The sequence below is a fragment of the Variovorax saccharolyticus genome, assembly GCF_030316765.1.
Classification (GTDB): Bacteria; Pseudomonadota; Gammaproteobacteria; order Burkholderiales; family Burkholderiaceae_C; genus Variovorax; species Variovorax saccharolyticus.
The window spans coordinates 167,946-181,440 of sequence record NZ_JASZYT010000001.1 but is presented as its reverse complement, the minus strand read 5'-3'; the positions used below and the strand labels follow the sequence as shown (position 1 = coordinate 181,440).

Here is a 13,495-nt window from a genome sequence, read left to right as displayed (position 1 = left end):
TATGCTGGCATGCGAAACCAAGTTCGAACCGATGGAGAGCCATCTTAAGGCGATGCCCTTGCAGACTTCCGCTGACGTTCGATCCTCGGCCAGCGCCCAGGCGGTGGCGTTGCGCCGCGACGCCTGGCGCGGTGCGCTCCCCTGCCTCGCCTGGATGGCCCTGATGTCGGCCGGCGCGATGGCCGGTGCCGGCTTCGGGCCGTGGTTCGCCGTGCGCGCGTTCGGCGTCTTCGGGCTGGCCTTCGTCCTGCTGCTGCGCGCCTTGCCGGCCCATGCACCGCACGCGCGCTTCGGCAGCGCGAACCGTTTGACGCTGGCGCGGCTGGCGCTGGTCGCTCTGCTCGCAGCCGGCGTCGGCGAGCGCCTGGACGATCCGGTGGCCATGGCGTGGATCGTCATCGCGGTCGCCGCCACCGCGGCACTGATGGACGCTCTCGACGGCCCGCTGGCGCGCACCCAGGGCCTGGCGAGCGACTTCGGCGCCCGTTTCGACATGGAGACCGACGCGCTGCTGGTGCTGGTGCTGTCGCTGCTGGTCATCCACTTCGGCAAGGCCGGCGCCTGGATCCTGGCCGCGGGGCTGATGCGCTATGCCTTCGTGCTGCTTGCGTTCTTCGTGCCCTGGCTGGCGCATCCGCTGCCGCCGAGCCAGCGGCGCAAGTCGATCTGCGTGGTGCAGATCGCCAGCCTGATCGCCTGCCTGGTCCCGATCGTCACGCGGCCGTGGAGCGACGCGATGGCCGCCGCCGGTCTCGCCGCGCTGACGGTCTCCTTCGGCACCGACCTGGCCTGGCTGGCCTGCCAGCGCCGGCGTGCGACATCGACCCACCGCCGCAAGCGGCCGGAGCCTGCGCCATGAAGCTTTCCCGCACCCGCGCCGCCGGCGCATCCCTGCTGCTGTGCCTGTCGAACTGGGCGATGCCGGCGGCGGCCGAGGCGGCCCACTACGAGCTCGACCCCAACCACCTCACGGTCGCCTTCATGGTCGACCACCTGGGCTACGCGAAGGTGCTCGGCATGTTCCGCGCCGCGCGCGGCAGCTACCAGTTCGACGAAGCCACCGGCGCGCTCACCAAGGTGCGCATCGAAGTCGACACCCAGAGCGTGTTCAGCAACTACGCCCAGCGCGACCGGCACCTGAAGAGCGCGGACTTCCTCAACACGGCGCAGTTTCCGCGCATGGTGTTCACGGCCGACAGCGCCCGGCGCACCGGCGAGCGCAGCTTCGAGATCCCCGGCCAGCTCGAACTGCTGGGGCGGGTGCAGCCGCTCACGCTCACCGCCACCTGGAACAAGAGCGGACCCTCGCCGATCGACAAGGTCTACACCATGGGCGTCTCGGCGCGCGGCACGATCAAGCGCAGCAGCCACGGCATGAACTACGGCGTCGCCAACGAATGGGTCGGCGACGAGGTGCCGCTGCTGATCGAGTTCGAGGCCCAGCGCAAGTGAGACCCGCGACGCGCTGGCCCGGATGGCGCGGCTGGCTGCTGCGCTTCGGCCTGCCCTTCGTGCTGCTCAACGCGCTGCTGACGCTGGAGAACCTCCGCCCGACCTGGTGGATCCTGCCGGGCCTGCGCCTGTCCTTCGAGCTCTGCCTGGCGACGCTGGCGCTGGCACTCTGGATCCGCGTGCGCGGCACCGCGGGTGCGGGGCTGCTGCGCGTGCTGTCGCTGCTCACGGCGTTGTGGGTGGCCACCCGCTTCGCCGAGGTCGCCGCCTCGGCGGTCTTCGGCCGCCAGATCAACCTGTACTGGGACGGACGGCACCTGTTCGAGGTGCTGAAGATGGGCAATGCCGCCGGCTGGCAGATCGCACTGGGCGCGATCGCCGTGCTGGCCGTCCTGGCCGGGCTGTACGCGATCGCGCACCGCTGCTGGTCGAGCCTGGCGCGGACTCTGGCCTGGCGGCGGCCGCTGCCGGCCATCGGCCTGGCCGGTGCCGCCCTGCTCGCCGCATTCGCGCTGCCGGAGGTGGGCGGCATCGACGCGCGCCGGATCTTCTCCACACCCGTTGCGCCGGTCATCGCCGCCCAGGCCCGCCTGCTCGCGGGCCTGTGGACGCCGGGGCGCTCGGCCGCGCGGCTGACGGCGGGCCCCGCCTTCGACGTGCCGCTCGACGGCCTCGGCGGCGCCGACGTGCTGCTGCTGTTCGTCGAATCCTATGGCGTAACGGCGCTCGACGATCCGCGGCAGGCGGCCGGGCTGGCCGCCGCGCGCCAGCGGCTGGCCCAGGCCCTGGACGAAGGCGGGCGCCAGGTGGTCTCGATGCGGGTGCGCTCGCCCACCTACGGCGGCGGGTCCTGGCTGGCTCACGCGGCGCTGCTGAGCGGCATCGATACGCGGGACCCGGGCGACTACGCCCTGCTGCTGGCCAGCGAGCGGCCGACGCTGGTGCGGTATTTCAAGGACCACGGCTATCGCACCGTGAACTGGGCGCCGGGGCTGCAGAAGCCCTGGCCCGAAGGCCGCTTCTACGGCTTCGATCGCTATGCCGATGCCGACGGCATCGGCTACCGCGGTGCCGCCTTCGGCCACTGGCGCGTGCCGGACCAGGCGTCGATGGCGCTGCTGCATGACCAGGAGCTGGCCGCGCCGCCCGCCAGCCGGCCGCCGCGCCTGGTGGTCTTTCCGACCCTGGCCAGCCATGCGCCGTTCCGGCCGCTGCCGCCCTACGTGGCCGACTGGCAGCGGCTGCTGCGCGCCGATGCCTACACCCCGGCCGAACTGGGCGCGGCGCTGGCCCGGCCGGTCTCGTGGCTGGAAGCGGTGCCCGCCTATGTCGAATCGCTGGACTACACCTTTCACTGGCTGGGCGACTACCTCGCCGGCCCCGCGCCGCCGAAGCTGCTCACCATCGTGATCGGCGACCACCAGCCGTGGGCTGCCGTGAGCGGTGCGAACGCCTCCTGGGACGTGCCGGTCCACGTCATCAGCAGCGACGTCCGGCTGCTGGCGCGCCTCCAGGCCGCCGGCTTCAGCCCGGGCCTGTTGCCGATGCAGGCCTCGACGCTGAGCATGCAGGCCCTCACGCCCCTGCTGCTGTCCGCCTTCGCGGCGCGGTGAAACGGGCGAGCGAGGAGCAGCGCGAATTCCGGAACTATTTCACGCGCCGGGCGACCCTTCTCTGATAGCCTTTTGCGCATGCGCGCCCTCCTCCTCCTGACCCATCTCGCGGTCATCGCCCTGGCCTGGTATCTGACCGGTCCGATCGGACTGCTGATCGCGGCGATCGCCTGCTTCGTGCTCATCGCCGGCGCCTTCGCGTTCTCCATGGCCAGGACGGAGGCACGCGAATCGCGCGAGATGCAGCGGGCGATGGGCCGCAACACCACCTTCCTCGCCGAACTCCTCGGCCGGCGAGAGCGCTGAGCCCAGCCGGCGCCTACGCCGCCGACTTGGCCACGGCCACCGCGGCCTCGCGCGGCAGCCTCACCGCATTCTTCACGGCCAGGATCTCGGCCATCACGCTGACCGCGATCTCGGGCGGCGTCTTGCTGCCGATGTAGATGCCGATCGGGCCGCGCAGCCGCGCAAGCGATTGCTCGGTCTGCTCGAAGTGCTCGATCATGCGGTCGCGCCGGGCCTCGGCATTGCGGCGCGAGCCGATCGCGCCGACATAGAAGGCCTCGCTCTGCAGGGCCTCGAGCAGCGCCAGGTCGTCGAGCTTGGGGTCGTGCGTGAGGGCCACCACGCAGGTCCGGCGATCGGGCTTGAAGGCGGTCACCGCGTCGTCCGGCATCTCGGTGGTGATGGCCACGCCCGGCAGGGTCCAGGCCGTGTGGTACTCGGTCCGCGGATCGCACAAGGTCACCGCGAAGCCGCTGAACTTGGCCATCGTGGCCAGGTACTCGGCCAGTTGGCCGGCGCCGATCAGCAGCATGCGGTACTCGGGGCCGAAGGTGTTGACCAGTTCGTCGTCGTCGACCGACAGCTCGGCCGGCGAAGCGGCCTCGGCCAACGCGACCGCGCCGTCCGCCAGCTTCACCGTGCGCTGCATCAGGCGCCCCTGTTCGAGCGCCGCGACCAGCGTCTGCAGCGCTTGGGCATCGGGGTCGTATTCGAGCAAGAGCTCGAGCGTGCCGCCGCAGGGCAGCCCGAAACGATGCGCCTCGTCGGCCGTGATGCCGTACTTGACCAATGCGGGCGCGCCGGTCGGCATCGCGCCGTCGCCGTGGGCGCGGCTGTAGCGCGCGATCAGGTCGTCCTCGATGCAGCCGCCGGAGACCGAGCCGACCACCGCGCCATCCTCGGCCAGCGCCATGATCGAGCCGACCGGGCGCGGCGACGAGCCCCAGGTGCGCACCACGGTGGAGAGCAGCGCGCGGCGGCCGGCCAGCCGCCAGTCGCGCAGGGTGCGCAGCACCATGACGTCGAGGTTTTCCATATCGCTTCTGTCTTCGGTTTCTTTCGCGCCGCTGCGTTCAGTCGGCGTCCTTGTCGGAGTCTGCACCGGACTTCTTCCCGATGCCCAGCTTCTGCATGAAGCCCGCGACCGCGCCGGTTTTTTCGACCGGCGCCGCGGCTTCGTCGGCGGCCTCGGGCGGCGGGCCGTAGCGGCTCTGCATCTCGGCGTCGAAGCGCTTGAAGAAATCGTCGGCGGTCGACTTGGCGGCGCCGTCGATCAGGCGCTGGCCCATCTGCGCGATCTTGCCGCCGACCTGGGCCTGTACCGTGTAGTCGAGCTCGCAGCCCTCGCCGCCGTCGGTCACCGGCTTCAGCGAGACGCTCGACGCGCCCTTGGCGAAACCCGCCACGCCGCCCTGGCCCTCGAAGGACAGCTTGTAGCTGTCGGGCGCCTGGATGTCGGCCAGCGTGACCTTGCCGGCGAACTTGGCCGACACCGGGCCGATCTTGAGCGCCAGCCCGACCGTGTACTGGTTGTCGCCGGTGAGCTCGAAGCGGTCGCAGCCGGGGATGCATTTCTTGAGCGTCTCGGGATCGTTGAGCGCGTCCCAGGCCTGTTGCTGCGTGACGCCGAGACGGCGGTTGCCGAGCATTTCCATGGTGGGTTTCCTTGTGGTCGTTGGGATCGGGTTGCGGCGCTATCGACCGGCGCGCATCAGGGCCGCCAGGCTGGCGGCCAGTTGTTCGAGTGCGCTGAGATTGTGAACCGCCAGCATCGCGTCTGCATGGCGGTGCAGCACCGCCGCGCCGCGCGCCAGGGGCGCATAGCCCTCGTAGCGCAGCAGCGGGTTGAGCCACAGCAATCGGCGCGAATGGCGCTTGAGCCACAGCAGCTCGCCCTCCAGCGCCTCGGGCTCGCCGGTGTCGAGTCCGTCGCTGATCACCAGGACCAGCGTGCGGCGGCCGGTCAGGCGCCGTGCATGGCGACGGCGCAGCTGGGCCAGCGACTCGCCCAGGCGCGTGCCGCCGGCGAAATCGTCGATCTCGGCACTGGCCGCGGCCAGCATCGCGTCGGTGTCGGCGATGCGGAAGGCCGGCGTCAGGTCGGTCAGGTGGGTGCCGAAGGCGAACACGTCGCGCCGGCCGGCACGCCGGGTCGATGCATGCAGGAAGGCCAGCAACAGGCGCGCATAGCGCTCCATCGACCCCGAGACATCGACCAGCACCAGCAGCGGCAGCGGCTGGCGGCGGCGCGAGAGCTTTGGCAGCCGCAGCATCTCGCCGCCGGTGCGCGCCGCCTCGTGCAGCACGCCGGGCCAGTGCATGCGCGAATGCACGGCGCCGTCGCCGGCGACCCGCAGCCGGCGCGAGGGCAAGGTCGGCACCGGCAGCGCGATGTCGCGCGCCAGCCGCTCGACCAGCCGGTACTCGGCGGCGCCGAGCGCGTTGAAGTCGGCGTGGTGGACCCGCTGCCGGTCGCTGGCGGTCATCGCCGCATCGAAGTCGATCTCGCGCTCGGTCTGCGCCGGCTTCACCGCATCGCGCGGGGCCGCCAGCGCCTCGCGCACGCGCGGCCGGCGCTTGGAGGGCTCGGCCTTGCCTTCGGCGCTCGGCAGCATCTGGGCCAGCAGCTTGTTGGCCAGCTCGGGGTCGCGGAACCAGGCGTCGAAGAGCTCGCGGAACACCAGCCGGTCTTCCTCGCGGCTGATCATCACGGCCTCCATCGCCGCAGCCAGGTCGATGCGGCTGTCGACGCCGACCAGCATCGCGGCCTCGGCCGCCAGCCCGATGCGCATCGCGTCGGTGCGCACGCCGGCGCGCCGCAAGGCCCGGCCGAAACCCGCGAGGTTGCCGGCCAGCTTGCCGCGACGGGCATCGCCGAGCTGCTGCACGCGCTCGGTCAAGGCGCGGCCTCCTCCTCGGGCTTGAGCAGGTCCGAGGCCAGTTCGTGCGTCAGCGCAGCGACATCGTCGCGCTGCTTGAACAGGATGCCGGCGGTGTCGACCACCACCTCGGGGTCGAGTTCGACGGTGTCGAGCGCGATCAGGGCCTTGGCCCATTCGACGCTCTCCGCGATGCCCGGCGCGCGCTGGAAGGCGCTCGCGAACGGCGCGCTGCGCAGCCGGCCGACGAAGGCGGCGACCTGCTGCGACAGCACTGCGCCGGCTTCGGGCACCTGGGAGCGCACGATGGCCAGTTCGCGCTCGCGCTCCGGGTAGTCGAGCCAGTGGTAGAGGCAGCGCCGCTTGACCGCGTCGTTGAGCTCGCGCGTGCGGTTGCTGGTGAGCAGCGTGACCGGCGGCACCAGCGCCCGCACCGTCCCGAGCTCGGGGATGCTGACCTGGTACTCGCCGAGGTATTCGAGCAGGAAGGCCTCGAAGGGCTCGTCGGCCCTGTCGACCTCGTCGACCAGCAGCACCGCGCCCGGCGGCGGCGCCTGCAGCGCCTGCAGCAGCGGCCGGCGGATCAGGTAGCGCGGCTGGTAGACCTCGGACTCGATGTCGCTCGATGCGCCATGGGCCTCGGCGGCGCGCATGTGCAGCAGCTGCGCCGCGTAGTTCCATTCGTAGAGCGCCTCGCGCTGCTCGAGGCCGTCGTAGCACTGCAGGCGCAGCAGCTCGCGACCGAGCGCGGCCGACAGCGCCTTCGCCAGCTCGGTCTTGCCGACCCCCGGCTCGCCCTCGAGCAGCAGCGGACGCTGCAGCTTGAGGGCCAGGAACACCGCGGTCGCAAGCCGTCGATCGGCGTAGTAGCCGACGCCTTGCAGCGCCTGCACGACCGCATCGATGGAGGAGAAAGGCGAGGTCGTGGCAGGCGTGGTGTCGGTCATCCCGAAAGCTTAGCCGAGGGCCTTGGCGACCGCGCGCTGGGTTAGCACGCTGATCAGGTTGGCCCGGTAGTCGGCCGAGGCATGCAGGTCGCTGTTGAGATCGGAGGCGTCGATCTTGACGCCGGCCGCGGACTCGGGCGTGAAGGCCTTGTTCAGCGCGTCCTCCAGCCCCTTGTGCCGGAACACGCCGTTGCCCGCGCCCGTGATCGCCACCCGCACGCCGCTCGCGTACTGCGCGAGGAACACGCCGACCAGCGGAAAGTTCGACGCCTTCTGCCGCAGCTTGACGTAGGCGGCGCGCTGCGGGACGGGGAAGCGGATCGCCTTGATCAGCTCGCCGTCCTCGAGCGCGGTGGTGAAGAGGCCCAGGAAGAAATCGTCGGCCGCGATCTCGCGCTTGTTCGTGACGATGGTCGCGCCCGAGCCGAGCACTGCGCTGGGATAGCAGGCGGCCGGGTCGTTGTTGGCGACCGATCCGCCCAGCGTGCCCATGGCGCGCACCTGGCGGTCGCCGATGCGCGAGGCCAGGTCGGCCAGCGCCGGGTAGGCGGCCTTGATCTCGGCGTTGTTGGCGACCTCGAGGTGGCGCGACATGGCGCCGATCACGAAGGCATCGCCGGCCTTGCTGATGCCGGTGAGCTCCTTGATGCCGGCGAGGTCGGCGAGCTGCTCGGGCGCGGACAGCCGCAGCTTCATCGAGGCCAGCAGGGTCTGGCCGCCGGCCAGCGGCTTGGCGCCCGCAGCGGCCAGCTTGACCGCATCGGCCAGGGTGGTGGGACGTTCGAGGGTGAAGGCGTACATGGTGTTTTTTCCTTCGGTGTTCAGGGAGCCGGGCGGCCTTGGGTGCTGGCGGCCAGGGACGGCTGCGGGATCGTGCTGGCGCTGCCTTTCTGCATCGCTTCCCAGACGCGGTGCGGCGAGGCGGGCATGTCGAAGTCCTTGACGCCCAGCGGCGCCAGCGCGTCGAGCACGGCGTTGATCACGGCCGGCGGCGAACCGATCGCGCCGGCCTCGCCGCAGCCCTTGGTGCCCAGCGGGTTGTGGGTGCAGGGCGTGCAGACCGTGTCGAGCTTGAACATCGGGAAGTCTTCGGCGCGCGGCATCGCGTAGTCCATGAAGCTGCCGGTGAGCAGCTGGCCCTCGCTGTCGTAGACGCAGTTTTCCATCAGCGCCTGGCCGATGCCCTGCACCAGCCCGCCATGCACCTGGCCCTCGACGATCATCGGGTTGATGATGGTGCCGAAGTCGTCGACCGCGGTGAAGCGGTCGACCCTGACCTCGCCGGTCTGCTTGTCGATCTCGACCTCGCAGATGTAGGTGCCGCCCGGGAAGGTGAAGTTGGTCGGGTCGTAGAAGGCGGTTTCGTTGAGCCCGGGCTCGAGCTTGTCGAGCGGGTAGTTGTGCGGCACGTAGGCCGTCAGCGCCACCTGGCCGAAGGGGATCTTCTTGTCGGTGCCCTTGACCGTGAACTCGCCGTTGGCGAACTCGATGTCGGCGTCGCTGGCTTCCAGCAGGTGGGCCGCGATCTTCTTGGCCTTGGCCTCGATCTTGTCGAGTGCCTTCATGATCGCCGCGCCGCCCACCGAGATCGAGCGCGAGCCGTAGGTGCCCATGCCGAAAGGCACGCGGCCGGTGTCGCCGTGGACCACGTCGACCGCCTCGACCGCGATGCCCAGGCGTGCCGCGACCACCTGTGCGAAGGTCGTCTCGTGGCCCTGGCCATGGCTGTGGGAGCCCGTGAACACGGTCACGCTGCCGGTCGGATGGACCCGGATCTCGCCGCATTCGAACAGGCCGGCGCGTGCGCCGAGCGCGCCCGCGATGTTCGACGGCGCGATGCCGCAGGCCTCGATGTAGCTCGAGTAGCCCATGCCGCGCAGCTTGCCCTGCGCCTCGCTGGCCGACTTGCGGGCAGCGAAGCCGGCGACGTCGGCCAGCTGCTTGGACTTGTCCATGCAGGCGTGGAAGTCGCCCGTGTCGTACTGCAGCGCCACCGGCGTCTGGTAGGGGAAGGCGGTGATGAAGTTGCGCTTGCGGATCTCGTCCTGGCCCAGGTTCATCTCCCAGGCGCAGCGCGACACCAGCCGCTCGAGCAGGTAGGTGGCCTCGGGCCGGCCGGCGCCGCGGTAGGCGTCGACCGGCGCGGTGTTGGTGAACCAGGCGTCGACCTCGACGTAGATCTGCGGCGTCGTGTACTGGCCCGCGAGCAGGGTCGCATAGAGGATGGTCGGCACCGCGGTCGAGAAGGTCGACAGGTAGGCACCGAGGTTGGCGTCGGTATGCACGCGCAGCGCCAGGAACTTGCCCTGCGCGTCCATCGCCATCTCGGCGTGGCTCACGTGGTCGCGGCCATGGGCATCGGACAGGAAGCACTCGGAGCGCTCGCCGGTCCACTTGATGCTGCGGTTGAGCTGCTTCGAGGCCCAGGTCAGGCAGACGTCCTCGGCGTACAGGTAGATCTTCGAGCCGAAGCCGCCACCGACATCGGGCGCGATCACGCGCACCTTGTGCTCGGGCAGGCCGAGCACGAAGGCGGTCATGAGCAGCCGCTCGACGTGCGGGTTCTGGTTCGACACGTAGAGCACGTACTCCTCGTTGGCGCGGCTGTAGCTGCCGATCGCCACCCGGGGCTCCATCGGGTTCGGCACCAGCCGGTTGTTGACCAGGTCGAGCTTGGTGACATGGGCCGCGTTCTGGAAGGCGGCGTCGACCGCCGCCTTGTCGCCGATCGCCCACTTGTAGCACTGGTTGTCAGGCGCCTCGGCATGGAGCGTGACGCCGCTCTGCTTCTTCGCGGCATCGGCGACGCTGACCAGCGCGGGGTGCACGTCGTAGTCGACCACCACCGCCTCGGCCGCGTTCTTGGCCTGCTCGACCGTCTCGGCCACCACCATCGCGACGTGGTCGCCGACATAGCGCACCTTGTTGATCGCGAGGATCGGGTGCATCGGCTCCTTCATCGGGGTGCCGTCGGGGTTGTTGATCAGCCAGCCGCAAGGCAGACCGCCCATCTTTCCCTCGATGTCCTTGCCGCTGAAGATGCCGACCACGCCGGGCATCTTCGATGCCGCGGCGATGTCGACGGACTTGATCGTGGCATGCGCGTGCGGCGAACGCACGAAGATGCAGTGGGTCTGGTTGGCCAGGTCGATGTCGTCGGTGTACTGGCCGGCGCCAGTCAGGAAGCGGTAGTCTTCCTTGCGCTTGAGAGCCTCGCCGATGTGCGGCAGGCCTGCGAAGTCGGGTGCGCCCATGGTGTGCTCCTCAGACGGTGGCCGTGGTCTTGGCGGGCGCGGCGGACATCGCCTCGCCACCCATCTGGACGGCCTTGACGATGTTCTGGTAGCCGGTGCAGCGGCAGAGGTTGCCGTCGAGCAGTTCGCGGATCTCGGTCTCGCTCGACTTCGGATGGTGGCTGCACAGGTCGATGGCGCTCATCACCATGCCCGGCGTGCAGAAGCCGCATTGCAGGCCGTGGCACTCCTTGAACGCGGCCTGCATCGGATGCATGGTGCCGTCGGGCTGGGCGATGCCTTCGATGGTGGTGATCTCGGCGCCGGCCACCTGCGCGACCAGCACGTTGCACGACTTGACCGCGCGGCCGTTGACGTGGACGGTGCAGGCGCCGCACTGCGCGGTGTCGCAGCCGACATGGGTTCCGGTCAGGTGAAGATGCTCGCGAATCGCTTGCACCAGGAATGTGTTGGGGGGTGCGTCGACCGTGACCTCGCGGCCGTTGACCGTGAATGGAACCTGCATGTGGCTGTCTCCGTTATAGGTGATGGCTGAATCGGCGGATTGAATCTTGGCCGTGCGTAGGGGGCACCATCCTAGGCAAAACCCTAGGCGCTTGCGCGTTGCCCTTGAAATTCTCAAAATGAAACAGCTCGCCTTCCGGCGAAGTCCGAACAGGTGCCGCTTCAGGCCCGATGTCCCACACGATGACGCATCCCTCCGCCTCGCCCCTGCCCGAGCGCTCACTCTCCATCTTGCAGGCGCGCCGCGAGTGGATCGACGGCGAGCGCGCCGCCGATCCGCTGGCCGCACGCGTCGAGCCCTGGCTGGTGCGCTCCTGGCAGCGCTGCCTGGCGGCGGGACACCGGCCGCAGCAGCGCGTCAGCTTCGATCCGGTGTCGGCCCAGGGCATGCGGCGGGCGACCGAGCGCAACCGCGCGCTCGTCACAGCGGCGCGGCCGGTGCTCGAGCGGCTGTCCCGGGCGATCGCCGACACCCGCTACTTCGCGATCCTGACCGACGCCGACGGCATCGTGGTGGATGTCGGCGCCCTGCCCTCGGGCAGCGACCCGGCCGCGCGGCATGCGCGCGACATCGCGCGCATCGGCGTCGACCTGTCGGAACGCGCGGTCGGCACGACCGCGATCGGCGCCGCGCTGGCCGAGCGCGAATCGGTCTGGCTGCATCGCGGCGAACACTTCTTTGACGACACCAGCATCTACAGCTGCGCCGGCGCGCCGCTGTTCGGCCCGCAGGGCGACTGCATCGGCATGCTCGACCTGACCGGCGTGCAGGTGGTCGAGCGGCCGGAGCTGCGCCATCTCGCGGCCTCGTCGGCCCGCAGCATCGAGAACGCCCTGGTGCTGGGTCACCCGTGCGAACTGCTGCTGCAGATCGGCTGGCCGGGCAGCGTCGCGGGAACCGACGCCGAAGGCCTGCTGTGCATCGACGCCGACGGCAACGTCACGGGCGCCAATGCGGCGGCGCGGCACATGCTGCACCAGCCGCTGGCCAACCGGCCGGCACTGCACTGCAACGACCTCTTCGCGCTGCCGCCGCAGATGCTGTTCGATGCCGCTCGGCGCGACGATGCGGTGCTCGAAGTGCCGCTGTGGTCCGGGCTGCGGGTGCAGGCCCGGCCCCGGCTGGCCCGGCCTTCACGCCCCGCTTCGACCGCAGCCGCCAGCCCGCCGCGGCTGCGCGATCTGGAGTCGGCACTGATCCGCAAGGCGGTGGACGATGCCCGCGGAAATGTGGCAGAAGCCGCACGGACGCTCGGAATCAGCAGGGCAACCGTGTACCGAAAGCTGGTTCGGGGAGCGCGCTAGTGACTTCTTTACAAATTGTTGCTATTGTCAGCGTCTGTTAAAACCAGCGCGCCGACCCCGGCGGCTTGATTGGACGTTGACCATGCGCGAATCCGAGGCCAATAGCTTTTCCCTGCCGTCGAAACCCAATCGGCGCCAGGTCATCACCCGACTGGCCGGCGTCGCCGGCCTCGGCGCCGCAGCCGGCTTCGGACTGCCGGCCTTCGCCCAGGCCCGGACGATCCGGATCGGCGCCTCCTTCGACAACAGCAGCGTCGAGAAAGCCAACGGCATCGGACTGTTCACCGGTTCGTCGGCCTACTTCGCCGCGCTGAACCGGGCCGGCGGCCTCAACGGCACCAAGCTCGAGCTGGTGATGGCCGACGACCAGTTCAAGCCCGACATCGCCAAGTCGAACGCCCTGGCCTTCGCCGCCGACAGCTCGGTGCTGGCCATGCTGCATCCGCTGGGCACGCGGCAGACGGCCGAGATCATCGATGCGGTGCCGGGCATGGCCGTGGTCGGGCCGAACACCGGCACCGTCTCGCTGCGCAAGAAGGCAGCGCCGAACGCCTTCTGGGTGCGCGCCAACTACGACCAGGAACTCGACCGCCTGATCGCCACCGCGGCCGTGCTGGGCCAGTTGCGCATCGGCATCGTCTATTCGGAAGATCCGCTCGGCCAGTCGCTGCTGGCGGGCTTCAAGGCCGCCTTGACCAAGGCCAAGCTCGAGCCGGCGGTGATCGCGAGCACCCCGGGCACGACCAGCATGGAAGTCGATCCGGCGGCCGCGAAGATCGCCGCGGCCGCACCGCAGATCGTCATCATCGGCCTGGCCGGCACCGCGCCGGCCTTCGTGCGCGCGCTGCGCAAAGCCGGCGGCAAGAGCAGCGCCTACGGCCTGTCGATCACGGCCAGCGCGCTCGGCGCCATGGGCGAACTGGCGCATGGCCTGGGCTTCGCGATCGTCGTGCCCTCGCCCTTCGCGACCAAGTACGAGATCGTGCGGCGCTACCAGGCCGACATGCTGGCCAGCGGCAACAAGGAGTTCTCGCTGCCCAGCCTCGAAGGCTATCTGGATGCCTGCGTGCTGGTCGAAGGCCTGCGCCGCGCCGGCCCCTCGCCGACGCGTGCCGGCGTGATCGCCGGGCTCGAGCACATCGAGGCCTACGACCTTGGCGGCGTGAAGATCAACTACGGCCGCGGCAACCGCGAAGGGAACCAGTTCGTGGACGTCGCCGTCATCAGCTCGAACGGGCGGTTGATAAGCTAACGCT

The 13,495-nt window shown here is 70.1% G+C and carries 13 protein-coding genes; 6 read left to right on the top strand and 7 right to left on the bottom strand.

Annotated elements, in window-relative coordinates:
• Positions 1-58 precede the first annotated feature (58 nt).
• The 4 genes from QTI45_RS00920 to QTI45_RS00905 all read left to right on the top strand — a co-directional run bounded on the left by QTI45_RS00920 (position 59) and on the right by QTI45_RS00905 (position 3,371).
• Positions 59-859 carry a CDP-alcohol phosphatidyltransferase family protein gene (locus tag QTI45_RS00920; RefSeq protein ID WP_286371222.1) on the top strand — a complete coding sequence of 267 codons (801 nt, stop codon included), beginning with the start codon at positions 59-61 and terminating at the stop codon, positions 857-859.
• Positions 856-1,452, top strand: a complete 597-nt coding sequence (locus tag QTI45_RS00915) for a YceI family protein (protein ID WP_286371221.1) — start codon at positions 856-858, stop codon at positions 1,450-1,452. Before QTI45_RS00920 ends, QTI45_RS00915 begins: the two co-directional genes overlap by 4 nt.
• A complete protein-coding gene (locus QTI45_RS00910; protein ID WP_286371220.1) occupies positions 1,449-3,065 on the top strand; it encodes an alkaline phosphatase family protein in 1,617 nt (538 codons plus the stop codon). Before QTI45_RS00915 ends, QTI45_RS00910 begins: the two co-directional genes overlap by 4 nt.
• A gap of 78 nt (positions 3,066-3,143) precedes the next feature.
• Positions 3,144-3,371: a hypothetical protein gene (locus QTI45_RS00905; RefSeq protein ID WP_286371219.1), complete on the top strand. Its 228-nt coding sequence runs from the start codon at positions 3,144-3,146 to the stop codon at positions 3,369-3,371.
• A gap of 13 nt (positions 3,372-3,384) precedes the next feature.
• On the opposite strand, the gene QTI45_RS00900 is transcribed toward QTI45_RS00905, so the two are convergent.
• Genes QTI45_RS00900 through QTI45_RS00870 form a run of 7 tightly spaced genes read right to left on the bottom strand, consistent with a single transcriptional unit; the run spans position 3,385 to position 10,935 of the window.
• Positions 3,385-4,386: an XdhC family protein gene (locus QTI45_RS00900; protein ID WP_286371218.1), complete on the bottom strand. Its 1,002-nt coding sequence runs from the start codon at positions 4,384-4,386 to the stop codon at positions 3,385-3,387.
• Positions 4,387-4,423: 37 nt separating this feature from the next.
• Positions 4,424-5,005 (bottom strand): SRPBCC family protein, encoded by a 582-nt coding sequence (locus tag QTI45_RS00895; protein ID WP_286371217.1) that lies wholly within the window; start codon positions 5,003-5,005, stop codon positions 4,424-4,426.
• Between the two features lie 39 nt (positions 5,006-5,044).
• Positions 5,045-6,250: a vWA domain-containing protein gene (locus QTI45_RS00890; RefSeq protein WP_286653277.1), complete on the bottom strand. Its 1,206-nt coding sequence runs from the start codon at positions 6,248-6,250 to the stop codon at positions 5,045-5,047.
• Positions 6,247-7,176 (bottom strand): AAA family ATPase, encoded by a 930-nt coding sequence (locus QTI45_RS00885; protein ID WP_286371215.1) that lies wholly within the window; start codon positions 7,174-7,176, stop codon positions 6,247-6,249. Before QTI45_RS00885 ends, QTI45_RS00890 begins: the two co-directional genes overlap by 4 nt.
• A 9-nt stretch (positions 7,177-7,185) precedes the next feature.
• Entirely contained in the window at positions 7,186-7,977 is a 792-nt protein-coding gene (locus tag QTI45_RS00880; RefSeq protein WP_286371214.1) for an FAD binding domain-containing protein, read from the bottom strand.
• 20 nt (positions 7,978-7,997) lie between these two features.
• Entirely contained in the window at positions 7,998-10,430 is a 2,433-nt protein-coding gene (locus QTI45_RS00875) for a xanthine dehydrogenase family protein molybdopterin-binding subunit (protein ID WP_286371213.1), read from the bottom strand.
• A gap of 10 nt (positions 10,431-10,440) precedes the next feature.
• Positions 10,441-10,935 carry a (2Fe-2S)-binding protein gene (locus QTI45_RS00870; protein ID WP_286653276.1) on the bottom strand — a complete coding sequence of 165 codons (495 nt, stop codon included), beginning with the start codon at positions 10,933-10,935 and terminating at the stop codon, positions 10,441-10,443.
• Positions 10,936-11,117: 182 nt separating this feature from the next.
• Between QTI45_RS00870 and QTI45_RS00865 the strand changes: the two genes are divergently transcribed.
• A complete protein-coding gene (locus QTI45_RS00865) occupies positions 11,118-12,239 on the top strand; it encodes a helix-turn-helix domain-containing protein (protein ID WP_286371211.1) in 1,122 nt (373 codons plus the stop codon).
• Between the two features lie 82 nt (positions 12,240-12,321).
• On the top strand, positions 12,322-13,491 hold the full coding sequence (locus QTI45_RS00860) for an ABC transporter substrate-binding protein (protein WP_286371210.1): 1,170 nt from the start codon (positions 12,322-12,324) through the stop codon (positions 13,489-13,491).
• Positions 13,492-13,495: the final 4 nt, after the last annotated feature.

Bases quoted from the DNA above. Each gene is read 5' to 3' on its own strand.
- QTI45_RS00880 (WP_286371214.1), bottom strand. From the start codon at position 7,977: ATGTACGCCTTCACCCTCGAACGTCCCACCACCCTGGCCGATGCGGTC.
- QTI45_RS00895 (WP_286371217.1), bottom strand. From the start codon at position 5,005: ATGGAAATGCTCGGCAACCGCCGTCTCGGCGTCACGCAGCAACAGGCC.
- QTI45_RS00860 (WP_286371210.1), top strand. From the start codon at position 12,322: ATGCGCGAATCCGAGGCCAATAGCTTTTCCCTGCCGTCGAAACCCAAT.
- QTI45_RS00905 (WP_286371219.1), top strand. From the start codon at position 3,144: ATGCGCGCCCTCCTCCTCCTGACCCATCTCGCGGTCATCGCCCTGGCC.
- QTI45_RS00915 (WP_286371221.1), top strand. From the start codon at position 856: ATGAAGCTTTCCCGCACCCGCGCCGCCGGCGCATCCCTGCTGCTGTGC.
- QTI45_RS00875 (WP_286371213.1), bottom strand. From the start codon at position 10,430: ATGGGCGCACCCGACTTCGCAGGCCTGCCGCACATCGGCGAGGCTCTC.
- QTI45_RS00885 (WP_286371215.1), bottom strand. From the start codon at position 7,176: ATGACCGACACCACGCCTGCCACGACCTCGCCTTTCTCCTCCATCGAT.
- QTI45_RS00870 (WP_286653276.1), bottom strand. From the start codon at position 10,935: ATGCAGGTTCCATTCACGGTCAACGGCCGCGAGGTCACGGTCGACGCA.
- QTI45_RS00865 (WP_286371211.1), top strand. From the start codon at position 11,118: ATGACGCATCCCTCCGCCTCGCCCCTGCCCGAGCGCTCACTCTCCATC.
- QTI45_RS00900 (WP_286371218.1), bottom strand. From the start codon at position 4,386: ATGGAAAACCTCGACGTCATGGTGCTGCGCACCCTGCGCGACTGGCGG.